Source organism: Dyella kyungheensis, assembly GCF_049913195.1.
Taxonomy (GTDB): Bacteria; Pseudomonadota; Gammaproteobacteria; order Xanthomonadales; family Rhodanobacteraceae; genus Dyella; species Dyella kyungheensis.
Genome location: NZ_CP183983.1, coordinates 1,765,546 through 1,791,543, shown reverse-complemented (window position 1 = coordinate 1,791,543; position 25,998 = coordinate 1,765,546). Strand labels below are relative to the sequence as shown.

Genomic DNA, 25,998 nt, shown 5'->3' with positions numbered 1-25,998 from the left:
CGTAGACGCCGCCGGCGCCCCATCGGTTTGAAATGGATTTACTTCGTGGCCTTCTTGCCCGGGCTCTTTCCCGGCTTGGGCTGCGGCACGTAACCGAGCGCTACCCAGTCGGGCACCACACGCGCGCTTTCCACGGCGTCATGGTCGAACTCGAAGGTCTTGCCTTCGGCTTCCAGCGAGATCCGCTCGCCCTCCACCGACACTACCTTGCCGCGCAAACGGCGACGCCCATCCAGGGGCGCCTTGAGCAAAATCTTCACTTCCGTACCCGCCACCTTGGCGAACTGCGCCGCGCTGAACAGCGGACGATCGATGCCGGGCGAAGACACTTCCAACACGTAATGACCCGGGATCGGATCTTCCACGTCGAGCATCGCCGAGATTTCGCGGCTCGCCGCCTCGCAATCCTCGACGTTGATCTCGCGGCCTTCGATGTCGAGGAAGACACGCAGGGTACTCTGCCCCTGCGACGGGGTGAACTCCACGCCGATGCATTCCAGGCCGAGATCGGCCAGAACTTCGGTAAAGCGTTGAGCCAGTGCCTGCGTATCCATGATTTTTTTACCGTTACCGATCGCCAGAAACAAAAAATGGGCTCAAGCGGCCCATTCCATGCTCTCCAAAAAGAGCGTCTCGCCGATGTCCCGACCCATCCAGACTCTTTCGGGGCACCTGGGGCGCAGCCAGCATCTAAGCGGCTTGTGACGCACGTGCGACGCTTCCTTGCGCCCAACAAAAAAGCCTCACGAGGAGGCTTTCTTGTTCTAAGAAAGATCTGGTAGCGGGGGTAGGATTCGAACCTACGACCTTCGGGTTATGAGCCCGACGAGCTGCCAGACTGCTCCACCCCGCATCAGAGTCCGCAAAGATTAGCGAGATGGCCGAATTCTTGCAAGCCTTTTCGCTAACTAATTTCACATGACTGAAAAGAAAGCGTGACGGAAATGCGGCCGTCACGCGCAGAAATCAACCGCTCGTCAGCCGATGAAAACGCTCTGGCACCAACCGAACAGCGGACCCCAGACGAAGCCCAGGACCAGCAGCGCCAGCACGTTCAACGACAGTACCAGGCGCACCGAGACGTCCTTCTGCAGGTAGACCTCGGTGCCCTCCACCGGCCTGTCGAAGTACATCACCTTCACCACGCGCAGGTAGTAGTACAGGCCGATGATGGCGAACACCGCGCCGACGATGGCCAGCCACAGGAAGCCGGCGTGGATCGCGGCCTGGAACACCAGCAGCTTGCCGAAGAAACCGAACAGCGGCGGCACGCCGGCCAGCGAGAACATCACCAGCATCATCAGGAATGCAGCCCACGGCGAGCGCTGGTTGAGGCCCTTCAGATCGTCGATCTCTTCGCACTCGAAACCGGCACGCGCCAGCGCCAGGATCACACCGAACGCCGCGGCGCTGGTGATCGCGTAGCTGATCGCATAGAACAGCGAGGAGGCATAGCCTTCCGGACCGGCATTGACCAGGCCGACCAGCAGATAACCCATGTGCGAGATGGTCGAATAGGCCAGCAGGCGCTTGAGGTTGCTCTGTACGATGGCCACCAGGTTACCGATCGCCAGCGACAGCACGGCCAGGCAGGCCAGCATGATCTGCCAATGCTGGGACAGGTCGCCCAGACCCGAGGCCAGCAGGCGATAGGCCATGCCGAACGCCGCCAGTTTCGGCGCCGAACCGATGAAGATGGTCACCGCCGTCGGCGAGCCCTGGTAGACGTCCGGGATCCACATGTGGAACGGCGCGGCACCCAGCTTGAAGCCGATGCCCACGATCATGAAGATCAGGCCGAACACCAGCAGGTGCGGCATGCCGGTCTGCGTGGCCGCCATGTGCAGGCGCGCCAGGTCCAGCGTGCCGGTGGCGCCGTAGACCATCGACATCCCGTACAGCAGCATGCCCGAGGCCAGCGCACCCAGCACGAAGTACTTGATCGCCGCTTCCGACGACAGGCGCGAATCGCGGTTGAGCGCGACCAGCGCATACGACGACAGCGTCAGCAGCTCCAGGCCCAGGTACACCATGATCAGGTTGCCGGCCGAAACCAGCAGCATGATGCCGATCACCGCGAAAATGGTCAGCGTGTAGAACTCGCCGATAAACAGCTTGCGGTCCTGCAGGTAGGGCTTGGCGTAGAAGAACACCAGCACCGTGGACAGCAGCGCGAAGACCTTGAGGATCTCCGACACGCCGTCGCGGATGAACATGCCATTGAAGGCGGTGACCGTCTGGCTCGGCTGGCCGACAACGACCAGGTAGATGCCCACCAGCAGCACGGCGATCGACAGCCAGTGCAGCAGCGGGCGCTGCTCGGGCTTCATGAAGGCATCGAGCAGCAGCAGCAAACACGCCGCCGCCACCAGATAGAACTCCGGCAACAGGATCAAAATGTCATTGAAAGTCGGCATGATCGGTCCTGCTTAGATCTTGTGGTTGGCAAGCTGGGTCACCAGCTGCGTCACCGACGAATCCATCAAATGGATCAGCGGTTGCGGCCAGATACCCAGCACCAGCGTGGCGGCGGCGAACGCGGTCAGCACGAACCACTCGCGGCCATTGATGTCCTTCATCTCGGCCACATGCGGATTGGTGATGTCGCCCCACATCACGCGCTTGACCATGAACAGCGTGTAGGCCGCGCTGATGATCAGGGTGAAGGCGGCGAACAGCGCGATCCACGGATTGGCCTGGAATGCAGCCAGCACGACCTGGAACTCGCCCACGAAACCGCTGGTGCCAGGCATGCCGGTGTTGGCCATGGCGAACAACACGTAGAAGAAACCGAACCACGGCATCACGTTGATGACGCCGCCGTAGTCCTTGATCTGTCGCGTATGCAGACGGTCGTACAGCACGCCGATGCACGAGAACATCGCGCCCGAAATGAAGCCGTGCGAAATCATCTGCACCATCGCGCCCTGCATGCCCAGCTTGGCGGCATCCAAGTTGTTGGAACCGCGCACCAGCATGAAGGCGATGAAGATGCCCAGGGTGACGAAGCCCATGTGCGCCACGGACGAGTACGCCACCAGCTTCTTCATGTCCTCCTGCACCAGCGCCACGTAGCCGATGTACACCACGGCAATCAGGCTCAGGGTGATCACCACCCACGCATAGGCGTCGGCAGCGTCAGGCGTGATCGGCAGCGAGAAGCGCAGGAAACCGTAGCCGCCGATCTTCAGCATCACCGCGGCCAGCACCACCGAACCGCCGGTGGGCGCTTCCACGTGGGCGTCCGGCAACCAGGTGTGCACCGGCACCATCGGCACCTTCACCGCAAACGCGATGAGGAAGGCGAAGAACAGCCAGGTCTGTTCCTTCATGCTCAGCGGCAGCGCCGCCAGCGTGGCCAGGTCGAACGAACCAGCCTTCAGGTACAGGTAGATCAGGCCCACCAGCATGAAGATGGAGCCGAAGAACGTGTAGATGAAGAACTTCAGCGTCGCATACACGCGGCGCGGACCGCCCCAGACACCGATGAGGATGAACATCGGGATCAGCATGGCTTCGAAGAACACGTAGAACAGCAACGCGTCGGTGGCGCAGAACACGCCGATCATCAAGCCTTCGAGCACCAGCATGGCAGCCATGTACTGGTGCGGGTTGGTCTGGATGACCTCCCACGCGCCCACGATCACCAGGATGCCCACGAACGAGGTGAGCAGGATCAGGGCGATGGAAATGCCGTCGACCGCCAGGTTGTAGTGGACGCCGAGCGAGGCGATCCATACATGGCTTTCGGCCAGCTGCTTGGTCGCGTCCGCCGCGTTGTACAGCGGCAGCATGTAGAGGCTGAGCACGAAGGTGAGCACGGCCACCGCCAGCGCGATCCAGCGCGCGGCGTTGGGACGGCCGGCACCGGCGAGCAGCACGGGGATGGCGCCCACCACGGGGAGCCAGATCAGCAGGCTGAGCAAATGATTGAACATGGAGCAGGTTCCCTTATTGCCCGACCAGCCAATACCCGCCAAGCAGCAGGATTAGGCCAAGGATCATCGCGAAGGCGTAGTGATAGAGATAACCGGACTGCAGGCGACGCACGCCACCGGCGATACGGTCCACCAGTTTCGCCGAACCATCGACCATCACGCCGTCGATGATCGCTGCGTCGCCGCCCTTCCACAGGCCACGGCCCAAGGCCATGCTGCCGCGGGCGAAGACGATGAAATACACCGCGTCGAACCAGTACTTGTGGTTCAACAGGTTGTAGATCGGCTTGAGCGCGTTCTTGATGCGCTCGGCCAGCGCCGGGTTGAACAGGTAGATGTAGGTCTGGATCGCGAACGCGGTGAGCACCAGCAGGAACGGCAGCTGGAGGAAACCATGCAGCGCCATCGGCAGCGCGCCGTGGAACTCCTTGCCGACTTCGCCCAGGACGTTGTTCACCTCGTTCACGTGGATGGCCGAACCGAACCAGTCGCCGAACAGCGCCGGCCCCACGGTGAAGAAACCGATCAGCAGCGACGGGATCGCCAGCAGGATCAGCGGCAGCGTCACCACCCACGGCGACTCCTTCGGCGTCTCGTGCATGATGCCCGGCTCGTGATGGCCGTGGTCATCCTTGTGCGAGACGTGATGGTGCTCGTCGTGCCCGGCATGCGCATGATCGTCGTGGGCATGGTCGTCGTGGCCGTGAGCATGGCCGTGGCCATGATCGTGCACCACCACGAAACGCTCCTTGCCGTGGAAGGTCAGGTACATCTGCCGGAAGGTGTACAGCGCCGTGACGAAGGCACCGGCCATCACGCAGAAGTAGGCGTAGGTGGCACCGGCGCGATGGGACTCTCCCACCGCTTCGATGATCGCGTCCTTCGAGTAGAAGCCCGCGAAGAACGGCACGCCGCACAGCGCCAGCGAACCGATCCACATGGTGATCCAGGTGATCGGCATGTACTTGCGCAGGCCGCCCATGTAGCGCATGTCCTGCTCGTGGTGCATGGCGATGATCACCGAGCCCGCACCGAGGAACAGCAGCGCCTTGAAGAAGGCATGCGTCATCAGGTGGAACACGGCGCCGGCATAGGCCGACACGCCCAGCGCCACCGTCATGTAGCCCAGCTGCGACAGCGTGGAGTACGCGACGACGCGCTTGATGTCGTTCTGCACGATGCCGATCAGGCCGGTGAACAACGCGCCGGTGGCGCCGATGATCATCACGAAGCTGAGCGCGGTCTCCGACAGTTCGAACAGCGGCGACATGCGCGCCACCATGAAGATGCCGGCGGTCACCATGGTCGCGGCGTGGATCAGTGCCGAGATCGGGGTGGGGCCTTCCATCGAATCGGGCAGCCACACGTGCAGCGGCACCTGGGCCGACTTGCCCATCGCGCCGATGAACAGGCAGATGCAGATGACGGTGGCGGCATCCCAATGCGTGCTCTGGGTGATCTGCAGCGACCGGCCCACCAGCGTCGGCGCCGCGGCGAACGCGGTGCTGTAGTCCAGCGTGCCCAGGAAATACAGCACGCCGGCGATGCCCAGCAGGAAGCCGAAGTCGCCCACGCGGTTGACCAGGAACGCCTTGAGGTTGGCGAAGATCGCCGTCGGGCGCTTGTACCAGAAGCCGATCAACAGGTACGACACCAGGCCCACCGCTTCCCAGCCGAAGAACAGCTGCATGAAGTTGTTGCTCATCACAAGCATCAACATCGAGAAGGTGAACAGCGAGATGTAGCTGAAGAAGCGCTGGTAGCCCGGATCGTCGGCCATGTAGCCGATGGTGTAGACGTGCACCAGCAGCGACACGAAGGTCACCACCACCATCATCATGGCGGTCAGGCGATCGATCATGAAGCCGACGTGGGCGCTGTAGTTGCCGATCTCGAACCAGGTGTAGATGTTCTGGTTGTAGACCGGCGCACCGCCAGCGGTGAGCTGGTAGAGCACGTAGAACGACAGGCCGCAGGCGATCGCCACGCCCAGGATGGTCACGCTGTGCGAACCGGCGCGACCGAGGAAACGACCAAGGAAACCCGCCAGCAGGCAGCCGACGAGCGGTGCCAGGGCGATGGTCAGCAGAATGGAAGTGGACAATTCCATCGGGTCAGCCCTTCATGCTGTCGATTTCGGCGACGTTGATGGTGCTGCGATTGCGCATCAGCAGGACCAGGATCGCCAGGCCGATGGCGGTTTCCGCCGCGGCCACGGTGAGGATGAAGAACACGAACACCTGCCCTGCCACGTCGCCCAGGAAACGGGAGAACGCGACGAAGTTGATGTTCACCGCCAGCAGCATCAGCTCGATCGACATCAGCAACACGATGACGTTCTTGCGGTTGATGAAGAGACTGGCCAGCGCGATGCAGAACAGCACGGCGCCAAGCACGATGAAGTGCGAAAGCGTGATCATGGGGTGGTCTCCTTGCCCGGTGCCGGCTGCGGCGCGGCGGGAACTTCCGCCGCCATCTTCACCACGCGCACGCGGTCACGTGCATTGACGCGAACCTGTTGCGAAGCCTGCTGGTGACGCACGCCGGTGCGTTGGCGCAGGGTCAGCACCACGGCCGCCACCACGCCCACCGTCAGGATCAGCGCAGCGACTTCGAACGGCAGCAGGAACTGGGTGTAGAGCGCCGTGCCCAGCCATGCCGTGTTGGACATGCCCGCTGCAGCGGCCGGATCAGCGCCCATCACCGCCTGGTGCATCGCGCGCACGCCGATCAGCGCAAGCATTTCGCCCAGCATGATCAGGGCCACGATGATGCCCACCGGCAGGTATTTGATGAAGCCCTCCCGCACCTGCTCCTGCTTGATGTCGAGCATCATCACCACGAACAGGAACAGCACCATCACCGCGCCCACGTAGACGACGATCAGGGCAATGGCCAGGAATTCCGCTTCGGCCAGCAGCCAGATGCAGGCGGTGCTGAAGAAGGTCAGCACCAGCGACAGCACGGCATGCACCGAGTTGCGCAGCGTGATCACACCTAGCGCCGCCACCACGGTGACGGCCGCGAAGGCATAGAAACACACGAGTTGGAACATGTTGGTATCAATCATGATGTCCCGTCCTCAGCGATACGCGGCGTCTTGAGCGCGGGCAGCCGCGATGTCCTGCTCGAAGCGGTCGCCGATGGCGAGCAGCTGCGGCTTGGTCACCACGTTCTCGCCACGCTGCTCGAAGTGGTACTCGTGGATGTGCGTTTCGACGATCGAGTCGACCGGGCAGCTCTCTTCGCAGAAACCGCAGAAGATGCACTTGAACAGGTCGATGTCGTAACGCGTGGTGCGGCGCTGGCCGTCGCTCTCGCGCGGAGCGGAGTCGATGGTGATGGCGAGCGCCGGGCACACGGCCTCGCACAGCTTGCACGCGATGCAGCGCTCTTCGCCGTTGGCATAGCGGCGCAGCGCATGCAGGCCGCGGAAGCGGTTGGACTTGGGGATGTGCTCCATCGGATAGCGCATCGTGTACTTGGGGCTGAACATGTAACGCATGGTCAGACCCAAGCCCTTCAGCAGCTCGATCAGCAGCAGGCTTTTGAAATAGTGAGTTACGCGGGACATGTTTCTTCAGCCTCCCGTGCCGACCGTGACCCAGCCGAAAAACTTCATGCAGCCGGCGACGAGGACCCAGACGATGGTGATGGGAATGAACACCTTCCAGCCCAGACGCATGATCTGGTCATAGCGGTAACGCGGGAAGCTCGCGCGGAACCACAGGAACATGAAGGCGAACACGAATACTTTGACGAACAGCCAGAGGATGCTGGCCTGGCCAAGCAAGCCCCACGAGGCCGGCAGCGGCGACAGCCAGCCGCCCATGAACAGGATCGGCGCGAGGAAGCTGATCAGGATCATGTTGGCGTATTCGGCCAGGAAGAACAGCGCGAACGCCGAACCCGAATACTCCACGTGGAAGCCGGCGACGATTTCCGACTCGCCTTCCGCCACGTCAAACGGTGCGCGGTTGGTTTCGGCCACGCCCGAGATGAAGTAGATGATGAACACCGGCAGCAGCGGCCACATGAACCAGTCGAAGATGCCCTTGCTGCCGGCCTGCGCATGCACGATGTCAGTGAGGTTCAGGGAACCGGCCAGCACCAGCACGCAGACCAGGCACAGGCCCATGGCCAGTTCGTACGAGATCACCTGCGCGGCCGAACGCATCGCACCCAGCAGCGCGTAGCGCGAGTTGGAGGCCCAACCGGCCAGGATGATGCCGTACACGCCTAGGGAGGTCATCGCCAGCAGATACAACAGACCGGCATTGACGTTGGCCAGCACCATTTTGTCGTTGAACGGGATCACTGCCCAGGCCGCGAGAGCCGGCACCAGGGCGATCAACGGCGCCATGTAATACAGGGCCTTGTTCGCGCTGGTGGGAAGAATCACTTCCTTGATCAGCAGCTTGGTGACGTCCGCAAAGGCCTGCAACAGACCGAACGGACCGATCTTGTTGGGTCCCATGCGCACGTGCATCCAGCCGAGCACCTTGCGCTCCCACCACACGTACAGCGCCACCGTGATCACCAACGGCAGGACGATGCACAGGATGTAGATGACCGGCATCACCACCTGGTTGAAAATCTGTTCGCCCATGTGCTTATGCCTTGCTCAGGGTGAGGGCTGCGCCGTAAGGCGGCAGCGAGACGGTGTCTTCGTGTGCGGCTTCGATCCAGGCCGCGCCATCGGGCACGGTCACGTCGATCACAAGCGGCAGCACGGCATCGGCCACGCGCACCGCACTGCCCTGCTCCAGGCCCTGACGCTTGGCTTCGTCCGCATTGACGCGAACGGCCGGCGCACGGTTGAGCGGGTGCTTGCTGAGCGCGGTGGCGCGACGGAGCACGGCATCGGTGCGGTAGATCGGCCAGGTGGCCAGACGCGTGATGCCACCGGCAGCGCCGCGCGAGGCCAGCTCGGCGCGCGGCTGATGCGCACGCTCGTTGATGCCTTCGCGCAGGCCGGCGAGATCGTCGAACTCGAAGCCCGCGACCTTCATCGCGCCGCCCAGCGCACGCAGCACCTTCCAGCCCGGACGCGCTTCGCCCGGCGCCTTCGCACCGGCCGACACGCCCTGCGAAAGGCCGTCGACGTTCACCAGGGTGCCGTCGTTTTCCGGCAGCAAGGCGATCGGCAGGATCACATCGGCCGCTTCGCGCAGCGCATCGCTGGCGTAAGCGGTGAACGCGACCACCTTCTGCGCACCCTTGAGCGCCTTCAGGAACGCGGCGCCATTGGCCACGTCCTGCGCTTCGACGCCGTACACCACATAAGCCTTGCGCGGCTGCGCCAGCATCGCCTGCGCATCGAGGCCACCGTTGCCCGGCAGCACGCCGACGCGGCCCAGGCCCACGGCGTTCGCACCGACCGGCAGTTCGTTGTAACCCGCACCCGTTGCCTGCGCGATGAACTGCGCCACGGCACGCAGCCACGAGGCCTGCGGATGGGTGACGGCGGCTTCGCCGAGGATGACCACCGCGCTGCCGCTCTTGAGATCGGCAATCGCGTCCTTGTCGCCCTCGTCGCACGAAGCAGCATGGATCGCATCGGCCAATGCGGCCGGTGCGGTAGCGCCCGCTTCGACCACGCCCTTGGCCAGCGACAGCAGCGCATCGACCAGCGCCTGCGGCGCCACGATGGCTTCGCCGGCGAGGCGATAGTTGAAATTGAAGCTGGCCGGATTGACCGCGTAAACCTTGGCGCCCTTCTTCACCGCCTGATGGATGCGGTGGTTGAGGAGCGGCATTTCGTGGCGCAGATCCGAGCCGACCAGCAGCGCGGCCTTGACCTTGTCCAGCTCCGCCACCGGCTTGGCGAACGGCGTGGCAATCGCGTTGTCGGCGAAGTCCAGCTGGCGCACGCGGTGATCGATATGCGCGCTGCCCAGACCACGCGCGAGGCGCACCAGCAGGTCGCCTTCTTCGTTGGTGGTGGCCGGATGAACCAGCACACCCAGCTCGCTGCCCGGCACGGTCTTCAATGCTTCGGCGGCGGCACCGAGGGCGTCGTCCCAGCTGGTGGTGACCCACTGGCCATTGCGCTTGACCTGCGGCGCGCTCACGCGATCGGCGGCGTACAGGCCCTGATGGCTGTAACGGTCGCGGTCGGAGAGCCAGCACTCGTTGATCGATTCGTTGTCGCGCGGCACCGTGCGCAGCACCTCACCGCGGCGCGTGTGCAGCCACAGGTTGGAGCCCAGCGCATCGTGATAGGCGACCGACGGCTTGGCGATTAGCTCCCAGGCGCGCGCCTGGAACTGGAACGGCTTGTTGGTGAGCGCGCCCACCGGGCAGACGTCGATGATGTTGCCCGACAGCTCCGTCTCGATGGTCTTGCCGATGTAGGTGCCGATCTGCAGGTTGTCGCCACGGCTCATGCCGCCGAGCTCGTACGTACCGGCGATTTCGCTGGTGAAGCGCACGCAGCGGGTGCACTGGATGCAGCGGGTCATCTCGGTGGCGACCAAGGGGCCGAGGTTTTCATCGGCGATGGTGCGCTTGCGTTCGGTGTAACGCGACACGCTGCGGCCGTAGCCCAGCGCGACGTCCTGCAGTTCGCACTCGCCGCCCTGATCGCAGATCGGGCAATCCAGCGGGTGGTTGATCAACAGGAACTCCATCACGTCCTTCTGGAACTTCAGGGCGGAGTCGGAGCGCGTGGTGACCTTCATGCCTTCGGCCACCGGGGTGGCGCAGGCCGGCTGGGGCTTGGGCATGGGCTTGCCGCCCATCTCCACTTCCACCAGGCACATGCGGCAGTTGGCGGCGATCGGCAGCTTGCGGTGATAGCAGAAACGAGGAATGTTGATGCCGATGGCATCCGCCGCCTCGATGATCATGGCGCCCTTGCGGATCTGCGTAGGCTTGCCATCGACCTCGATGTTCACGAGGTCGAGATTGGGTGCTGCGGGCTGCGCACTCATGCGGCGGCTCCAAGCTTGTCGTCGACAATGGAGCGGCCATTGACGATGTAGTACTCGAATTCATCCCAGAACTGGCGCAGGAAGCCCTGCACCGGCCACGCCGCGGCTTCGCCGAATGCGCAGATGGTGTGGCCTTCGATCTGGCCGGCAATGGCCTTCAGGCGATGCAGATCTTCCATCGTGCCCTTGCCTTCCACGATGCGATCCAGCACGCGGTGCATCCAGCCGGTGCCTTCGCGGCACGGCGTGCACTGGCCGCAGCTTTCCTTGTGGAAGAACTGCGAGATGCGGCGGGTGAAGCGCACCGTGCAGACGGTGTCGTCGAGCACCACGATGGCGCCCGAGCCGAGACCCGTCTTGAGGTCGCGCAGCGTGTCGTAGTCGAACGGCAGGCCCTTCAGCTGCTCGGCACGCAGCACCGGCATCGACACGCCGCCGGGAATCGCACCCTTCAGCGTACGGCCCGGACGCAGGCCGCCGGCCATTTCCAGCAGCTCGTCGAACGTCGTGCCCAGCGGCACTTCGAAGTTGCCGCCCTTCTGCACGCAGCCGGAGACCGAGAAGATCTTCGGACCGCCGTTCTTGGTCTTGCTCTGCGCCAGGAACCAGTCGGCACCCTTGCGCAGGATCGCCGGCACCGAGGCATAGGTTTCGGTGTTGTTGATCGTGCTGGGCTTGCCGTACAGGCCGAAGTTGGCCGGGAACGGCGGCTTGAAGCGCGGCTGGCCCTTCTTGCCTTCCAGCGATTCCATCAGCGCGGTTTCTTCGCCGCAGATGTAGGCACCGGCGCCGAGTGCGCCATAGATGTCCACATCGAGGCCGGTGCCCTGGATGTTCTTGCCCAGCAGGCCTGCCGCGTACGCTTCCTTCAGCGCCTCTTCGAAATGCTCGAACGGCTCGTGATGGAACTCGCCACGCAGGTAGTTGTAGGCCACGGTGGAACCGGTGCAATAGCACGCGATCGCCATGCCTTCGATCACCGCATGCGGGTTGAAGCGCAGGATGTCGCGGTCCTTGCAGGTGCCCGGTTCCGATTCGTCGGAGTTGCAGAGGATGTACTTCTGCATGGTGCCCTTGGGCATGAAGGACCACTTCAGGCCGGTCGGGAAGCCTGCGCCGCCACGGCCGCGCAGGTTGCTCTTCTTGATCTCGTCGATCAGGGTGGTCGGGTCGGGCTTCTCGGCGAGGATCTTCTTCCACGCTTCATAGCCACCCACCTGGGTATAGCTGTCCATCGCCCACGGCTTGTCGAAATGCAGCGTGGTGTAGACGACCTGATGTTCTTGGGGTGCGGGTCCGTAAGCCATTGCGCCCAGCCCTTATTTCAAACCATCGAGGATTTCATCGATCTTCTGGATCGAGAGTCGCTCGTGGTAGTGACCATTGACGGTCATCGCCGGCGCGCTGGCGCAGGCGGCGATGCATTCTTCTTCGCGCTTCAGATACACGCGGCCATCGGCGGTGCTTTCGCCCAGCTTGATGCCGAGTTTCTGCTCGCAATGCTTCACCAGGTCGTCCGCGCCATTGAGCCAGCACGAGACGTTGGTGCAGATCGCGACGTTGTTGCGGCCCACCGGCTTCGTCTCGAGCATCGAGTAGAAGCTGGCCACCTCGTACGCCCACACCGCGGGCAGGTCGAGGTACTTGGCAACGGCGGTGATCAGCTCATCGGTGAGGAAGCCCTGGTTCTGCTCCTGCGCGGCAAACAGCGCCTGGATCAATGCCGACCGCTTGCGGTCCGGCGGAAAACGGGCAACCCACTCCTCGATGTGATGACGAGTGTGTTCGTTGAGTACGACGAGCGGGTCGACGTTCTTGACCTGCTCGTAATTTCCGGTGGCTTTCATGTAGTGGCTCCCGTGGGCTCAGCGATCGACTTCGCCGAACACGAGGTCATAAGTACCGATCATCGCCACCACGTCAGCCAGCATGTGGCCGCGCACGATGGCATCCATCGAGGACAGGTGGGCAAAACCCGGTGCGCGCAGGTGCACGCGGAACGGCTTGTTGGCGCCGTCGGAGACCAGGTAGCAGCCGAACTCGCCCTTCGGCGCTTCCACCGCTGCGTACGTCTCGCCTGCCGGCACGCCGTAGCCTTCGGTGAACAGCTTGAAGTGGTGGATCAGCGCTTCCATGTCCTCTTTCATCGTTTCGCGATGAGGCGGAGCGACCTTGTAGTTCTGCACGATGACCGGGCCGGGGTTGGCCTTCAGCCATTTCACGCATTGCTGGATGATGCGGTTGGACTGGCGCATTTCTTCCACGCGCACCAGGTAACGGTCGTAGCAGTCGCCGCCCACGCCCACCGGGATATCGAAATCCACCTCGGCGTACTTGGCGTACGGCTGCTTCTTGCGCAGGTCCCACTCGACGCCCGAGCCGCGCAGCATCACGCCGGTCATGCCCCAGGCCTGGGCCTTTTCCGGCGGAATCACGCCGATGCCGACCGTGCGCTGCTTCCAGATGCGGTTGTTGGTGAGCAGTTCTTCGTACTCGTCCACCTTGGTCGGGAAGTCGCTGCTGAATGCTTCCAGATAGTCGAGCATGGAACCTTCGCGCCAGGAATTCAGGCGCTTGAGGTCCTTGCCCTTGTGCCAGGGCGACTCGCGGTACTGCGACATGTGATCGGGCAGGTCACGGTAGACGCCGCCCGGGCGGTAATACGTGGCGTGCATGCGCGCGCCCGACACCGCCTCATAGACGTCCATCAGTTCCTCGCGCTCGCGGAACGCGTACAGGAACACCGCCATCGCGCCCAGGTCGAGCGCGTTGGAGCCGATCCACATCAGGTGATTGAGGATGCGGGTGATCTCGTCGAACATGGTGCGGATGTACTGCGCACGCTCCGGCACCTCGATCCCCAGCAGGGTCTCGATGGAACGCACGTAAGCGTGCTCGTTGCACATCATCGACACGTAGTCGAGACGGTCCATGTAGCCGATCGACTGATTGAACGGCTTGGACTCGGCCAGCTTTTCGGTACCGCGATGAAGCAGGCCGATATGCGGATCGGCGCGAACGATGGTCTCGCCGTCCATCTCCAGCACCAGGCGCAGCACGCCGTGCGCAGCGGGATGCTGCGGGCCGAAGTTCATCGTGTAATTGCGGATCTCTTGCATGATCAGTTATTCCGCCAGTTATCGGCCGCTTCGGCCTTCGCCTGCAGCAGGTCGGCGTCGTCGCGGATGACGCGCGGCACCAGCACGCGCGGCTCGATCGACACGGGTTCGTACACCACGCGCTTCTGCTCGGGGTCGTAGCGCACTTCGACGTTGCCGATCAGCGGGAAATCCTTGCGGAACGGATGACCCACGAAGCCGTAGTCGGTGAGGATGCGGCGCAGGTCCGGGTGACCGTCGTAAATGATGCCGTACAAGTCGAACGCTTCGCGCTCGAACCAGTTCACGCCCGGCCAGATGCCGGTCAACGAAGGCACGATCGGCAGCGTGTCGTCGTCGCAGAACACGCGCAGACGCAGGCGCTGGTTGTGCTCCAGCGACAGCAGGTGAACGATCGAAGCGAAGCGACGCGGCGAGGCATCGGCGTGCGGACGGTCGGCCCACTTGAAGCGACCCATCGCCTCGCCTTCCACGCCACGCGAGAAACCGGTGCCGGACACGGTTTCGGTGTCCCACTCGGTCTGGCCGTAGCCGAGGTAGTCGATGCCGCAGATGTCGATCGGCACACCGAATCGGAACGGTGCTTCGTCACGCAGCGCAGCGGCCACCGCGAGCAGGTCGGCGGCGGCCACTTCGGCGGTGACTTCGTTGCGGACGACGCTGATCGTCAGCATCTCGCCGAATCGCGCGGCCAGACGCTCGGCCAGCGAGTTGAAAGAGGTATCAGTCATGCTCTGCTGCGCCTTTGTCAGGAACGCGCGATGGTGTTGGTGCGGCGGATCTTCTTCTGCAACTGCAGGATGCCGTGGATCAGCGCTTCGGCCGTCGGCGGGCAGCCCGGCACGTAGATGTCCACCGGCACGATGCGATCGCAGCCACGCACCACCGAATACGAGTAGTGGTAGTAGCCGCCGCCGTTGGCGCAGCTACCCATCGAGATGACCCACTTGGGGTCCGGCATCTGGTCATAGACCTTGCGCAACGCCGGCGCCATCTTGTTGACCAGCGTACCGGCCACGATCATCACGTCGGACTGGCGCGGACTGGGACGGAACACCACGCCGTAGCGGTCCAGGTCCAGGCGCGCGGCGCCGGCATGCATCATTTCCACGGCGCAGCAGGCCAGACCAAAGGTCATCGGCCACATCGAACCGGTGCGCGCCCAGTTCATCAGCGCATCGACGCTGGTGGTGGCGAAGCCGCGCTGCATGACGGGGTTGTCCTCGGCCGGACGCAGGATGTCGTCCACCAGGTTCAACGGCTGCGGGTTGTGCATCACCCGGTCGAGCGACGAGATCACTCCCATTCCAGTGCTCCCTTCTTCCACACGTAAGCAAAGCCGATGACCAGCAGCAGCAGGAACAGCGCCATCTCGACCAGGGCAATCAGGCCGATCTTGGTGAACACTACGGCCCACGGAAACAGAAACGCAATTTCCAGGTCGAAGATGATGAACAGGATCGCCAACAGGTAATAGCGCACGTCGAAACGCATGCGCGCGTCTTCGAAGGCCTCGAAGCCGCACTCGTACGGCGAGAGCTTCTCGGACTCGGGGCGACGCGGGCCGGCCAGCAGGCCGATGACCAGAAGCACCACGCCTAAGCCGGCTGCTACGCCGATGAAGAGCAGAATGGGCCAGTATTGGGCAAGCACGATGAAACGTACCTCCGCGCCTTCATTGGCGCATCAGTGACCGTCGGGGAAACGGTCCGCGGAACTTGGGTTCGGCATGACCCGCGAGGGCCAAGGGCTAGGCGCCACGATCACGTGCATTGGGGGCAGCGAGCGTCCGACTTCCCTCGATCTGAATCGAGGGATCGCGACATTGTATCAGTGCGCTTAACAACAACAAGCCTTGACGGCTATTTGGTAGGCGATTTGCAGGGCTTCAGTGAACCCGCGTGGGCTAGGCCGCAAGGCATTGCGACCAAGGTCTTACATGGTGTGAGTAGGACGCTCTGATCCGGTCAGGCCAGCCAGAATGTTCTCGATGCGGGTGCGGGCCACTTCGCCGTCGGTCGACTCGTTGAACTGCACGCCGATACCGGCCGTGCGATTGCCCTGCGCGCCGATCGGCGTCACCCAGACCACCTTGCCGGCCACGGACAGGCGCTCGCCTTCGTCGGTCAGGTTGATCAGCAGCACCACTTCGTCGCCCAGCGCGTACTTCTGGGCCGTGGGCGCGAACAGGCCACCGTTCTTCAGATAAGGCATATAGGCGTTGTAGAGCGACGCCGTGTCCTTGATCTTCAACGAAATGATGCCCTGGCGGGCGGCAATGGCCGGATTCATGCGTGCTCCTGTACGCCACTGATGCAGCGCCCCTGGCCGCATCGTAGCGAGCGGCCGGGCTTTGTCACAAGCGAGATGTCGAGGGAATGTGACGGGGTATGGCGCCTGGAGTCCAATTCTTGCCTGGCGCCACCCAACCCCTCAGTGTCATTCCGGCGCAGGCCGGAATCCAGTGGCCTCAGTGCCAGGCTTTCGCAAAACCTCACCAGAGCAAGTTCTGCCAACGCGACCACCTGACGTGTTCGCTACTGGATTCCGGCCTGCACCGGAATGACGCTGAGGGGAAACAATTACCGAGGCGACCCAGGCCCTTAAAGCTCGCACCAACCCCAGCGATCGAAGATCCATGGCGACGGCAGGTTCATGTGCAGCTTGAGGAAGCGCGGACCGGTGGCCGCCGGGTCCAGCCCATGCAGCACGTGACGCCCCTGCCCGTCCATCGCCAGCGGCGCCTGGCGCCAGGGCCATTCGCGGACGCCCTGCTGATCGACCAGGGTCAGCCGCAGCCAGCGCTGGAGATACGGCGGCGGTTGCCAGGGCAGCACGGCCGAGTCGGCCCCGCTCGGCGTTCGCCGCACCCATTGGTAGCGTTCGCCCCGATCGGCCAGGCGGCGCATGCGCTTGCCGCTCAAGGCCATCTGGCTCTGATGGCAGGCCAGTGCCGCCATCTTGTTCATATGCAGCCCCACCGAGGAGTCGAGCTTCACGCGGCCGGTCGCCGCTGGCTCGCGACCATGGACGAGATAGGCCAGCATGCGCGGCGCCTCGCCCTGCCAGCGGGCCACGCCCAACCGGGTCAGCACGTGGGCGGCACCGTGATCGGGATGACGGTCGCCCAGCGAGGGCAAGGCCACCAGGGTGGGGCGAAACGCCTCCAGGCACTCGCTGATGACGGCCACGCTGGCGCCCAGCGCATCGCACACCCGGCTGGTGATGCCCATGTCGGGCCAGCCCTGCGGCTGCAGCGCCTGGGCATCCACCCCGAGTTGGGCCAGGGCGCGGGCCACCTCGCTGCGGCGCCGTTCGCCCCAGCGGCGGCGATCGTCCTCGCCGATCCGTATCCGCCGCTCGACCCAGCGCTGCGGCCAGGGATTGTTGTCCCCGTTGGTAAGCAGCAGGATCCGCACCTCGCCGCCGGCCTGGCGCACCTGCTGGATCAACTCGCCGGTGGCGATCGATTCGTCATCCGGGTGCGGCGCGACCACCAGCAGGCGCGTGCCGGCGTTCAGACTCAGCGACATCTCAGCCTCCCGTGACAGGAGGCGCCGGACGCCAGCCGCGATCGAAGGCCTGCGACCACACCAGGGCCACCGGTGTGCCGCCGCTCAGCACCAGGTGGTGCGTGCCGCGGGTCAGCAACCAGTGATCCGCCGCCGGCGCACCGTCGAGGCTGCCGCTGAGGCGCTGGTGTCCATCGGTCACGACATAGTCTCCGGGTACATTCACTTCCATCGTCTGGCTGAGCTGGTGATCGGGAAGCATACGTCCCGCGATCCAGATGTCTCCCCCGGCCTGCACATAATTGAGCATCACGAAGCGGGCGCTCGACGGCGGCAGGCGACGCAGGACCACCAGCATGGTCCGATGGTTGACCAGGTCGTCGACGATGGTGTCGGCCATCTGCCCGCGACGCAGGCGCCGCATGGCCAGGCTTTCCAGCACCGGATAGTACGGGCGGTTGCGGAAAATCGTGTCGCCCTTGGGGTCCATCACCGTGTCGGTTTCGTTCGTATAACGCAGCACGCTCGACAGTTCATTGCGCTGTTCGGCAAGGGCATCCTGCCACGGCGGCGATTCGGCGAAGACCGCCGCCAGCTCCGCCACCAGCAAGGCGATCAGCAAGACGCCGCGCAGTCGCGGGCGCGAACCCAACCATTGCCAGGTCGCCGCCCAACCCGCCGCGGCAATCACCAGCGTGGGCACTACCGGAAGAAAATCCTGCCGCGTGATGAGCGGCCAGATGAACCAGATCAGCAGCAGGTACAAGCCGCCCTGCAGGGCGAAGAACACGGTCCAGTCGAAGCCGCCTTCCGAACGCTGGCGCGCCTCGCGTATGCAGATGACGATCAGCACGGCCGCAAGAATCAGAAACCACAGGCCCTGCTGCGCCGCATGACGCTTGTTGGCGCCGCCGACGTTGTACTGCGCCAGCGCGTACCAGGCGTCCTGCAGCAGACCATGCGCGCCCAGCCAGACGAGGAAAATGCCGGGCACCACCAGCACGCCCAGCAATGCAGCCATCCAGCAGTGCACACCGGCACGCGGTGCATCGGATGGACGCAACAAGCGAACCACCCCGGCAGCGACCACCGTGGTGACCAGCAACACCAGCGTCTTTTGCGATACGGCCAGCGCGCAGCCCATGGCCAGGCCGGCCACGAAGTAACGCCACAGGCGCGGCGGCGTTCCCGCCACGAAGGCCAGACCCAGCAGCCACATCGCCATCCACATGTCGTCGGTGCGGAACTGTCCGCTGACCACGAAGAAACGCGGGAACAAACCGGCCACCAGCACCACCACCGCGGCCACTCGCCATCCGTAGAGGCGCTGCGCCATCCAGCCCGCCGAACCCAGGGCGATGACGTACCAGAACTGCATCGCCAGACGCAGCCAGGTCAGCACATCGGGACGGTTGTCCAGCCACTTCAGCAACGGCGAATGCAGCCAACTGAACAGCGGGCCGTGGTTGTCGAACACATCGCGATAAGGCAGCAGCCCCTGCGTCCACGCCCAGGCAACGTGCGCGTGTTGGGCTTCGTCCGAATTGAGCGTGTACGCATTGAGCCATGCCAGTCGCAGGACCAGCAGGAACAGAAGCGATATCCACGGCCAAATGGAGAGATGGCGTTGGGAAGCAAACTTCATCGGGGCAGCGTAGGCAGAGGGCCTGTCAGTGGGCTTTCCGCCAAGTAAAACGCCATGCCGAGGCTTTCGTTGTCAGAGTTTTCTCAGTGCCAGCGCGCCAGCAACTCCAGCAACAACAGATCGCCACGCAGCGGACCGCGCAACGATTCGCGCGTGCGGTTGGCCGCCATGTACCACTGGTCGAGACCTTCGGCATCGAGCTGGCTGGCCAGCGGGCCGGACGCCGTGGTGGCGCGCGCCTTGATCTCTTCGGCCGCCGCCTGCGCGGCAAACCACAGGCGTTGTTCGGGTTCGTTGTCGAGCCAGCGGCGCGCCACTTCCATCGCTTCGCCGCGGCCGGCCGCCAAGGCGCCAAGATCCTTGCGCACCTCCTGCCGGCGCGCCAACGCGCCTTCCTGTGCCCACGCACACGCCAGGCCGGGATTGCCGCCTGCCGCATCGAGCGCAACAGCCGCATCCTTCACGCCTTGCTGCTGCAACCAGGCCAGCGCGTCCTCGCGCGGCGGCAGATGAAATTCGATGCGCTGGCAGCGACTGCGTATCGTCTGCGGCAACCGCCATGGCGCGTCGGCCACCAGCAACAGCAAGGTCTGTTGCGAGGGCTCTTCCAGCGTCTTGAGCAGCGCATTGGCCGCCGCGGCGTTCATGGCGTCGGCGGGGTCGACGCAGACGACCTGCCAGCCACCGAACTGACTGGACATGGCCAGGCGTGCGGAGAGATCGCGAATCTGGTCGACCACGATCTCGCTGCGCTGCACGCCGTCCTTGCGCAAGCCGAAGCTCAGCGTCGCAAAATCCGGATGGGTGCCGGCGGCAAACAACAGGCAACTGCGGCACCGCCCGCAGGGTTCGCCGTCCTGCGTCTGCTGGCACAGCAGACCTTCGGCGAAGCGGCGCATGAAGTCGCGCTTGCCCAGGCCCTTGGGCCCGCACAAGAGCAGCGCATGCGGCATGGCATCGCGCGCACGGCGCGCCTGCAGCCGCGCCCAGTGTTCGGCATGCCAGGGCATCGGGCTCATGCCGGCGCTCCGAACAGATGACGCGTGGCATCGATGGCCGCAGCCAGCACTTCCGGCGGTGTCAGCGTCGCATCGATGAGGCGGAAGCGCTGCGGTTCGGCGGCGGCGCGCGCACGATAAGCGGCACGCACGCGCTCGAAGAACGTGTCGCCTTCCACTTCGATGCGATCGGCTTCGCCACGGCCCGCGGCGCGAGCACGGCCGGTGGCCACGGGAAGATCGAGCAGCAAGGTGAGATCGGGCGTCAGGCCGCCGGTAGCCCATTGCTCCAGCGTGGCGATGCGCTCGTTCGGTACGCCACGGCCACCGCCCTGATAGGCATAGCTCGCGTCGGTGAAGCGATCACACAACACCCACTGCCCGGCAGCGAGCGCGGGCTCGACGCATTCGCGCACCAGCTGCGCGCGCGAGGCGAACATCAGCAGCAATTCCGATTCCGCGCACATCTCGCGATGCACGGGATCGAGCACGATGGCGCGCACTGCCTCGCCCAGCGGCGTGCCGCCGGGTTCGCGCGTCTGCACCAGCGCGACGCCCTGCGCCAGTAGGTGCTTCTGCAGGCCCGCCAGCAGCGTGCTCTTGCCGGCGCCTTCGCCACCTTCGAGCGTGATGAGTTTTCCGCGCGTCATTGGCATCGCTTCAGCTGAAAACAGGCAACGTTCCGATTGTGTTCGTCCAGCGTACTGGAGAACACGTGCGTGCCGTCGCCGCGCGCCACGAAATAGAGCTCGGTGCCGGAGGCGGGATGCAGCGCCGCTTCGATGGCCGGCTTGCCCGGCATGGCAATGGGCGTCGGCGGCAGGCCGGCGCGCGTATAGGTGTTGTACGGGGTATCGGTGGTGAGATCGGACTTGTGGATGTTGCCCGTATACGTGTCGCCCATGCCGTAGATCACGGAGGGATCGGTCTGCAGCAGCATGTGGCTCTGCAGGCGGCGGATGAACACGCCGGCGATGCGCGGCCGCTCGTCGGCGCGGCCGGTTTCCTTCTCCACGATGGAGGCAAGGATCAGCGCGTCGTACGGCGTTGCCAGCGGCACTTGGGTGTCGCGCTTCGACCACTGCGCATCGAGCAGCTTGGTCATCGCGGCATGCGCGCGGCGCAGGACGTCCAGATCGCTGTCGCCTTTCACATAGGCATAGGTTTCGGGCAGAAAACGCCCCTCGGGCATTTCGCCCGGCGCGCCGATCTTCGCCATCAGCGCTTCGTCGTCCAGGCTGGCGGCGTCCTGCTTCAGCTTGTCGGCCTTGGCCAGGGCCTGGCGCAGTTCGTGGAAATTCCAGCCGTCCACGATGGTGAAGTTGCGTTGCACCACCCTGCCCGTCGCCATGTTCAGCAGCAGGTCGCGCGGCGTCATGCCGGCCGTCAGCGCGTATTCGCCCGCATGCAGGCGGCCGGCGACGCGCAACTGTTCGGCCAGCACGCGCCAGTACAGCGGGTGTGTATTCGTCGCATGCTGCTCATGCAATTGGCCGACCACATCGCGCAGGCTGCTGCCCTTGGCCACATCGACGCTGGGCGCCTCGGCCGACACCGTCAGCGGCGTGCCGACGAAACGTTGATAGTCCATCCAGCCGTAGACGAGGCCGCCGGCGATCGCCAGCAATACCAGCACGATCAAGCCGCGCCATAGCGCCCGTCCCTGCATCTTGTGTCGACTCATGCCTGCTCCATCGGAAAACCCAGGCCGCGCCAGTGCCGTTGCAAAGCACGGGTGACCGGCCCCGGAACATACACGGTATCGCCCAAGGCCTGAACAGGCAAAATGCCCCGCACGCTGGAGCTGAGAAAAAGCTCGCTGGCGTTGGCCAGTTCGGCCGGATGCATGTCGCGCATCTGCGCCTCCGGCCGGTGGGCGAGAACTTCCGCACGCGCCACGCCCGCCACGCCGCAGCGATCCAGCGCCGGCGTCACCAGCACGCCCCCAAGCACGGCGAACAGATTGGTCATGGTGCCTGAGATCAGCCGCCCATCCAGGTCGCGGAGCAGGCCTTCGCCGATGGCCGGATCGGACCACTCAGCACGCGCCAACACCTGCTCCAGCCGATTGAGGTGCTTGAGGCCAGCCAGCAGCGGCTGCGCGGCCAGCTGCGTCTCACACCAGCGCACGCGCAGACCCGCCGCATACGCATCGCCACTCATGACAGGCGCGTCGAAGCCAGCCACGATGCGGGTTGGCGCGGGCGCCGGAGGCGGCGCATAGCCCCGCTCCCCTACGCCGCGCGTCAAGGTGATGCGCACGACGGCGTGTTCGGTTCCGTCGATCACCCTGCCCGCTTCGCGCAGCAGCGTTTCCTCATCGGGCAACGGTTGACGCAAGCGTAGGCAACCCTCGTGCAAGCGCGCCATGTGCCGCTCCCAGAGCGGCGCCACGCCACGCACGAAACGAATCGTTTCAAACAGCCCGTCGCCGTAGGACAAGCCGCGATCGAAGGCCGACACAGTGGTCGACGGCTCGCCGTTGACCAGCAGGCGGGCAGACATCAGCCCTGCACTCCCAGGGCGCGCAACAGGCCGCGTGCCTTGGCGCGCGTCTCGTCCAGTTCCTTCTCCGCCACCGAATCGGCCACGATGCCGGCGCCGGCGCGGAAAGTGACGTCCTGGCCCACCAGCGTGAACGTGCGGATAAGGATGTTGAGATCCAGGTCGCCGTTCCGATCCAGGTAGCCGAGTGCACCGGTATAGGCACCACGCGGCGCGTCTTCCAACGCGGCAATGATTTCCATGCAGCGCACCTTGGGGCAACCGGTGATGGTGCCGCCCGGAAACGTCGCGGCAATCACTTCGCCCGGCGTCACTTCAGTGCGCAAACGTCCACGCACGTTGGACACGATGTGGTGCACGTGCGCGTAGCTTTCCACCACCATCAGCTCGTCGACCTCGACCGTGCCCGGCACACACACGCGACCCAGGTCGTTGCGCTCCAGGTCGATCAGCATCACGTGCTCGGCGCGCTCCTTGGGATGCGTGCTGAGTTCGCGGATACGCGCCACGTCGTCGTCGCCCGGCGTACGCGGACGCGTGCCGGCGATCGGCCGCGTCTGCGCCAGCCCATCGCGCACTTCCACCAAACGTTCGGGCGAAGAACTCACCACCGCCCAACCTGGCTGCTGGAACAAGCCCGCGAACGGTGCGGGATTGGCTTGACGCAACGACTGGTACAACTGCGCAGGCACAGGCGGTGTCGCGTAATGCGCATGCCACGCCCGCGAGAGGTTCACCTGGAAGATGTCGCCCGCATGCAGGTGTTCGTGGATGCGCGCCACGCCCTCGAGGAACAGCGATGGATCGTCCTCGCCACAACGCGTCGGTGCAGGAAGCGTTGCGAGTTCCAGGCTAATCTGGAGATCGGCTTCCATCGCGTCGAGCAGGGACGAATGCCCCTCCTCCGCCACCAGCACGGTGCAGTTGCGGGCGTGATCGACGATCACCGCGGCAGGGCAACGCAATGCCATCGCCGTCGGCAATGCTTCCGACGGTCGCAGGCGCAAACGCGCCTCGATCTCGCCGACCAGCTCGTAGTTCATCAGCAGCAGCCAGCCGCCATGGAACGGCAGGTCGCTGGAGGCATCGCGCGGTGCACGTGCGTCGCGCCACGCATGGTCGAGCGCGTCGAGAAAACGGCCTTCCCGCGCAAGCCCGTGGCCATCGATCAGCCGGCCATCGGCCAGCAACGACAGCGTCTCCTGCGGGAAGGCAAACAGAATGTCGTAGCGCGCCTGCGGCGTACCGTGGGTCACGCTCTGCAAAAGGCCCGGATAACGCTCCGGAAATGCAGCGGCCGGCGCGAGGAGATCGCGCCGGCCGTGCAGGGTCTTGCGATGAAACGCGGTCACGTCGCTCAAATGCGACGGAATGCCAGCGTGCCGTTGGTGCCGCCGAAGCCGAACGAGTTGGAGATGGCCACGTCGAACTTCGCTTCGCGCGCGGTGTGCGGCACGAAATCCAGATCGCAGCCTTCGCCCGGCTCGTCCAGGTTGATGGTCGGCGGCAGCACCTGGTCGCGCAGGGCGAGGATGGTGAAGATCGCTTCCACGCCGCCCGCAGCACCCAGCAAGTGCCCGGTGGCCGACTTGGTCGAGCTCATCGCCAGCTTGTAGGCGTGGTCGCCGAACACGCGCTTGGCGGCCAGCACTTCACCCAGGTCGCCCAGCGGCGTGGAGGTGCCGTGCGCGTTGACGTACTGCACGTCGGTCGGGTTCAGATGGCCGTCCTTCAGTGCGGTGTCCATGCTGCGCGCCGCACCTTCGCCACCTTCGCTCGGGGCAGTGATGTGGAAAGCGTCGCCGCTCATGCCGAAACCGACCAGCTCCGCGTAGATCTTCGCGCCGCGAGCCTTGGCGTGTTCGTACTCTTCCAGCACCAGCACGCCGGCGCCGTCGGACAGCACGAAACCGTCGCGATCCTTGTCCCACGGACGGCTGGCCTTGGTCGGCTCATCGTTGCGGGTAGACATGGCCTTGGCCGAGCAGAAGCCCGCCATCGCCGTGCCGGTGGTGGCGAACTCGGCGCCGCCGGCGATCATCACGTCGGCATCGCCGTACTGGATCATGCGCGCGGCCAGGCCGATGTTGTGCGTACCGGTGGTGCAGGCGGTGACGCAGGCGATGTTCGGGCCCTTGAGGCCGTACATGATCGACAGGTGACCGGACACCATGTTGATGATCGAGGACGGCACGAAGAACGGCGACACGCGACGCGGTCCCTTGTCGTGCAGTTCGATCGACGTATGTTCGATGGTATGCAGGCCGCCGATGCCGGCCGCCACGGCCACGCCGATGCGCGGCGCGTTCGCTTCCGTCACTTCCAGGCCGGAATCGCGCAGGGCTTGCGTGCCCGCGGCGATGCCGTAATGGATGAACGGATCCATCTTCTTGATCTCTTTCGGGGCAATCCACTGCGCCGGATCGAAATCACGTACCTGACCGGCGATGCGCGTGGCATAGGCGGTGGCGTCGAAATGGGTAACCTCACCGATGCCGCTGACGCCCTTGAGGATGTTGTCCCAGGCCGTCGTGACATCGTTGCCGACCGGGGAAATGATGCCCAGCCCGGTTACAACCACACGTCGTTTGCTCATGCTGATGTTCCCTTGTGTATCCGTGGCTCTATCGATGGCGGCAGGCAATCTGCGTCATTCGTGGCCACGTCATCCGGGCCGTGCAGTGCGCCGTGCGCACCATACGGGACAGGACGTTGCAAAATGCAGAAACGAAAACTGCGCCAATGTGGCGCAGCTTCCGGTATCGCTAGTGGACAGACGCATGGCGTCGTCGCAGCAGAGCGATCACTCCTTGGTGTGGGCCTTGATGTAGTCAACAGCCTGCTGCACCGTGGTGATCTTCTCGGCCTCTTCGTCCGGAATCTCGGTCTCGAACTCTTCCTCGAGGGCCATGACCAGCTCGACGGTGTCCAGCGAATCAGCGCCCAGATCGTCCACGAACGAAGCGTTCGCCGTGACTTCCTCTTCCTTCACGCCCAGCTGCTCGATGACGATTTTCTTGACGCGCTCTTCGATGGTGCTCATGTTGCCAATACCTCCCAAGGAGTAGTTACCTGATCAACGCCGGACATAAGGCCGACATATGGCCGGCGGATTGTAGTGGTTAAGCCGCAAGGCCGCCATGATCCGCCAGCAATGGTGATACGCAGGCCACGGGACCGGCGCGAAAGAAGCAATTGTCGCCTAAAACGATGTAGCTTGCGACAACTCCGTGTTAAGCCGGCCCGCGCCGGCGCGCCAAACCGCCTGCCAGCAGGGCTGGCAGGCCATCCGGCCATTTCAGACAATGAAGGACGCGAGAAGGGCTTGCGGCCCTTTCTTCACGAC

25 protein-coding genes and 1 tRNA gene are annotated in these 25,998 nt (G+C 64.3%); all 26 read right to left on the bottom strand.

All coding sequences use genetic code 11. The annotated features are described in order from the left end of the window. Nucleotides 1-38 precede the first annotated feature (38 nt). Entirely contained in the window at nt 39-554 is a 516-nt protein-coding gene (gene rimP, locus ACN9MB_RS07915) for a ribosome maturation factor RimP (protein WP_204634555.1), read from the bottom strand. 222 nt (nt 555-776) lie between these two features. Further along, nucleotides 777-853 (bottom strand) — tRNA-Met (locus ACN9MB_RS07910). Nucleotides 854-977: 124 nt separating this feature from the next. Next, a complete protein-coding gene (gene nuoN, locus ACN9MB_RS07905) occupies nt 978-2,417 on the bottom strand; it encodes an NADH-quinone oxidoreductase subunit NuoN (RefSeq protein WP_426271408.1) in 1,440 nt (479 codons plus the stop codon). A 12-nt stretch (nt 2,418-2,429) separates the two neighbouring features. Then, nucleotides 2,430-3,938: an NADH-quinone oxidoreductase subunit M gene (locus ACN9MB_RS07900; RefSeq protein ID WP_426271407.1), complete on the bottom strand. Its 1,509-nt coding sequence runs from the start codon at nt 3,936-3,938 to the stop codon at nt 2,430-2,432. 13 nt (nt 3,939-3,951) lie between these two features. Then, the gene (gene nuoL / locus ACN9MB_RS07895) at nt 3,952-6,048 is read right to left on the bottom strand and encodes an NADH-quinone oxidoreductase subunit L (RefSeq protein ID WP_426271406.1); all 2,097 of its coding nucleotides are present in this window, start codon (nt 6,046-6,048) and stop codon (nt 3,952-3,954) included. Between the two features lie 4 nt (nt 6,049-6,052). Next, nucleotides 6,053-6,358, bottom strand: a complete 306-nt coding sequence (gene nuoK, locus ACN9MB_RS07890; protein WP_204634551.1) for an NADH-quinone oxidoreductase subunit NuoK — start codon at nt 6,356-6,358, stop codon at nt 6,053-6,055. Continuing rightward, a complete protein-coding gene (locus ACN9MB_RS07885; RefSeq protein WP_204634550.1) occupies nt 6,355-7,008 on the bottom strand; it encodes an NADH-quinone oxidoreductase subunit J in 654 nt (217 codons plus the stop codon). The genes nuoK and ACN9MB_RS07885 overlap by 4 nt, the downstream gene beginning before the upstream one ends. Before the next feature lie 12 nt (nt 7,009-7,020). Further along, nucleotides 7,021-7,512, bottom strand: a complete 492-nt coding sequence (nuoI, locus tag ACN9MB_RS07880; RefSeq protein WP_204634549.1) for an NADH-quinone oxidoreductase subunit NuoI — start codon at nt 7,510-7,512, stop codon at nt 7,021-7,023. A 6-nt stretch (nt 7,513-7,518) separates the two neighbouring features. Continuing rightward, nucleotides 7,519-8,547 carry an NADH-quinone oxidoreductase subunit NuoH gene (gene nuoH, locus ACN9MB_RS07875; protein WP_204634548.1) on the bottom strand — a complete coding sequence of 343 codons (1,029 nt, stop codon included), beginning with the start codon at nt 8,545-8,547 and terminating at the stop codon, nt 7,519-7,521. A 4-nt stretch (nt 8,548-8,551) separates the two neighbouring features. Further along, complete coding sequence (nuoG, locus tag ACN9MB_RS07870) at nt 8,552-10,873, bottom strand: NADH-quinone oxidoreductase subunit NuoG (RefSeq protein ID WP_426271405.1); 2,322 nt, start codon at nt 10,871-10,873, stop codon at nt 8,552-8,554. Next, nucleotides 10,870-12,180, bottom strand: a complete 1,311-nt coding sequence (nuoF, locus tag ACN9MB_RS07865) for an NADH-quinone oxidoreductase subunit NuoF (protein ID WP_204634546.1) — start codon at nt 12,178-12,180, stop codon at nt 10,870-10,872. Before nuoF ends, nuoG begins: the two co-directional genes overlap by 4 nt. Nucleotides 12,181-12,192: 12 nt before the next feature. Next, nucleotides 12,193-12,720, bottom strand: a complete 528-nt coding sequence (gene nuoE, locus ACN9MB_RS07860; RefSeq protein ID WP_204634545.1) for an NADH-quinone oxidoreductase subunit NuoE — start codon at nt 12,718-12,720, stop codon at nt 12,193-12,195. Nucleotides 12,721-12,738: 18 nt separating this feature from the next. Further along, on the bottom strand, nt 12,739-13,992 hold the full coding sequence (locus tag ACN9MB_RS07855) for an NADH-quinone oxidoreductase subunit D (RefSeq protein ID WP_204634544.1): 1,254 nt from the start codon (nt 13,990-13,992) through the stop codon (nt 12,739-12,741). 2 nt (nt 13,993-13,994) lie between these two features. Further along, a complete protein-coding gene (locus ACN9MB_RS07850) occupies nt 13,995-14,723 on the bottom strand; it encodes an NADH-quinone oxidoreductase subunit C (RefSeq protein WP_426271404.1) in 729 nt (242 codons plus the stop codon). Nucleotides 14,724-14,740: 17 nt separating this feature from the next. Beyond that, complete coding sequence (locus ACN9MB_RS07845; protein ID WP_046970156.1) at nt 14,741-15,298, bottom strand: NuoB/complex I 20 kDa subunit family protein; 558 nt, start codon at nt 15,296-15,298, stop codon at nt 14,741-14,743. Then, complete coding sequence (locus ACN9MB_RS07840; RefSeq protein WP_121880989.1) at nt 15,289-15,645, bottom strand: NADH-quinone oxidoreductase subunit A; 357 nt, start codon at nt 15,643-15,645, stop codon at nt 15,289-15,291. Before ACN9MB_RS07840 ends, ACN9MB_RS07845 begins: the two co-directional genes overlap by 10 nt. Before the next feature lie 282 nt (nt 15,646-15,927). Continuing rightward, nucleotides 15,928-16,284 carry a PilZ domain-containing protein gene (locus ACN9MB_RS07835; RefSeq protein ID WP_204634542.1) on the bottom strand — a complete coding sequence of 119 codons (357 nt, stop codon included), beginning with the start codon at nt 16,282-16,284 and terminating at the stop codon, nt 15,928-15,930. A gap of 311 nt (nt 16,285-16,595) precedes the next feature. Continuing rightward, nucleotides 16,596-17,525, bottom strand: a complete 930-nt coding sequence (locus tag ACN9MB_RS07830; protein WP_426271403.1) for a PIG-L deacetylase family protein — start codon at nt 17,523-17,525, stop codon at nt 16,596-16,598. 1 nt (nt 17,526) lies between these two features. After that, nucleotides 17,527-19,149: a hypothetical protein gene (locus tag ACN9MB_RS07825; RefSeq protein WP_426271402.1), complete on the bottom strand. Its 1,623-nt coding sequence runs from the start codon at nt 19,147-19,149 to the stop codon at nt 17,527-17,529. A gap of 83 nt (nt 19,150-19,232) precedes the next feature. Further along, nucleotides 19,233-20,168, bottom strand: coding sequence for a DNA polymerase III subunit delta' (holB, locus tag ACN9MB_RS07820; protein ID WP_426271401.1), 936 nt, complete (start codon nt 20,166-20,168; stop codon nt 19,233-19,235). Then, on the bottom strand, nt 20,165-20,803 hold the full coding sequence (gene tmk / locus ACN9MB_RS07815; RefSeq protein WP_204634538.1) for a dTMP kinase: 639 nt from the start codon (nt 20,801-20,803) through the stop codon (nt 20,165-20,167). Before tmk ends, holB begins: the two co-directional genes overlap by 4 nt. Beyond that, nucleotides 20,794-21,831 (bottom strand): endolytic transglycosylase MltG, encoded by a 1,038-nt coding sequence (gene mltG / locus ACN9MB_RS07810; RefSeq protein ID WP_426271400.1) that lies wholly within the window; start codon nt 21,829-21,831, stop codon nt 20,794-20,796. The genes tmk and mltG overlap by 10 nt, the downstream gene beginning before the upstream one ends. After that, nucleotides 21,828-22,652 carry an aminodeoxychorismate lyase gene (gene pabC, locus ACN9MB_RS07805; protein ID WP_426271399.1) on the bottom strand — a complete coding sequence of 275 codons (825 nt, stop codon included), beginning with the start codon at nt 22,650-22,652 and terminating at the stop codon, nt 21,828-21,830. Before pabC ends, mltG begins: the two co-directional genes overlap by 4 nt. Then, complete coding sequence (locus ACN9MB_RS07800; protein ID WP_426271398.1) at nt 22,652-24,004, bottom strand: aminodeoxychorismate synthase component I; 1,353 nt, start codon at nt 24,002-24,004, stop codon at nt 22,652-22,654. Before ACN9MB_RS07800 ends, pabC begins: the two co-directional genes overlap by 1 nt. Nucleotides 24,005-24,009: 5 nt before the next feature. After that, nucleotides 24,010-25,248, bottom strand: a complete 1,239-nt coding sequence (fabF, locus tag ACN9MB_RS07795; RefSeq protein ID WP_204634534.1) for a beta-ketoacyl-ACP synthase II — start codon at nt 25,246-25,248, stop codon at nt 24,010-24,012. A gap of 207 nt (nt 25,249-25,455) precedes the next feature. Further along, nucleotides 25,456-25,695 (bottom strand): acyl carrier protein, encoded by a 240-nt coding sequence (gene acpP, locus ACN9MB_RS07790; RefSeq protein WP_019466215.1) that lies wholly within the window; start codon nt 25,693-25,695, stop codon nt 25,456-25,458. Nucleotides 25,696-25,998: the final 303 nt, after the last annotated feature.

Bases quoted from the DNA above. Each gene is read 5' to 3' on its own strand.
- holB (WP_426271401.1), bottom strand. From the start codon at position 20,168: ATGAGCCCGATGCCCTGGCATGCCGAACACTGGGCGCGGCTGCAGGCG.
- fabF (WP_204634534.1), bottom strand. From the start codon at position 25,248: ATGAGCAAACGACGTGTGGTTGTAACCGGGCTGGGCATCATTTCCCCG.
- tmk (WP_204634538.1), bottom strand. From the start codon at position 20,803: ATGCCAATGACGCGCGGAAAACTCATCACGCTCGAAGGTGGCGAAGGC.
- nuoE (WP_204634545.1), bottom strand. From the start codon at position 12,720: ATGAAAGCCACCGGAAATTACGAGCAGGTCAAGAACGTCGACCCGCTC.
- ACN9MB_RS07830 (WP_426271403.1), bottom strand. From the start codon at position 17,525: ATGTCGCTGAGTCTGAACGCCGGCACGCGCCTGCTGGTGGTCGCGCCG.
- ACN9MB_RS07850 (WP_426271404.1), bottom strand. From the start codon at position 14,723: ATGACTGATACCTCTTTCAACTCGCTGGCCGAGCGTCTGGCCGCGCGA.
- nuoH (WP_204634548.1), bottom strand. From the start codon at position 8,547: ATGGGCGAACAGATTTTCAACCAGGTGGTGATGCCGGTCATCTACATC.
- rimP (WP_204634555.1), bottom strand. From the start codon at position 554: ATGGATACGCAGGCACTGGCTCAACGCTTTACCGAAGTTCTGGCCGAT.
- mltG (WP_426271400.1), bottom strand. From the start codon at position 21,831: ATGAGTCGACACAAGATGCAGGGACGGGCGCTATGGCGCGGCTTGATC.
- nuoF (WP_204634546.1), bottom strand. From the start codon at position 12,180: ATGGCTTACGGACCCGCACCCCAAGAACATCAGGTCGTCTACACCACG.
- nuoL (WP_426271406.1), bottom strand. From the start codon at position 6,048: ATGGAATTGTCCACTTCCATTCTGCTGACCATCGCCCTGGCACCGCTC.
- ACN9MB_RS07835 (WP_204634542.1), bottom strand. From the start codon at position 16,284: ATGAATCCGGCCATTGCCGCCCGCCAGGGCATCATTTCGTTGAAGATC.
- ACN9MB_RS07885 (WP_204634550.1), bottom strand. From the start codon at position 7,008: ATGATTGATACCAACATGTTCCAACTCGTGTGTTTCTATGCCTTCGCG.
- nuoG (WP_426271405.1), bottom strand. From the start codon at position 10,873: ATGAGTGCGCAGCCCGCAGCACCCAATCTCGACCTCGTGAACATCGAG.
- acpP (WP_019466215.1), bottom strand. From the start codon at position 25,695: ATGAGCACCATCGAAGAGCGCGTCAAGAAAATCGTCATCGAGCAGCTG.
- nuoI (WP_204634549.1), bottom strand. From the start codon at position 7,512: ATGTCCCGCGTAACTCACTATTTCAAAAGCCTGCTGCTGATCGAGCTG.
- pabC (WP_426271399.1), bottom strand. From the start codon at position 22,652: ATGTCTGCCCGCCTGCTGGTCAACGGCGAGCCGTCGACCACTGTGTCG.
- ACN9MB_RS07845 (WP_046970156.1), bottom strand. From the start codon at position 15,298: ATGGGAGTGATCTCGTCGCTCGACCGGGTGATGCACAACCCGCAGCCG.
- ACN9MB_RS07900 (WP_426271407.1), bottom strand. From the start codon at position 3,938: ATGTTCAATCATTTGCTCAGCCTGCTGATCTGGCTCCCCGTGGTGGGC.
- ACN9MB_RS07855 (WP_204634544.1), bottom strand. From the start codon at position 13,992: ATGCAAGAGATCCGCAATTACACGATGAACTTCGGCCCGCAGCATCCC.
- nuoK (WP_204634551.1), bottom strand. From the start codon at position 6,358: ATGATCACGCTTTCGCACTTCATCGTGCTTGGCGCCGTGCTGTTCTGC.
- nuoN (WP_426271408.1), bottom strand. From the start codon at position 2,417: ATGCCGACTTTCAATGACATTTTGATCCTGTTGCCGGAGTTCTATCTG.
- ACN9MB_RS07825 (WP_426271402.1), bottom strand. From the start codon at position 19,149: ATGAAGTTTGCTTCCCAACGCCATCTCTCCATTTGGCCGTGGATATCG.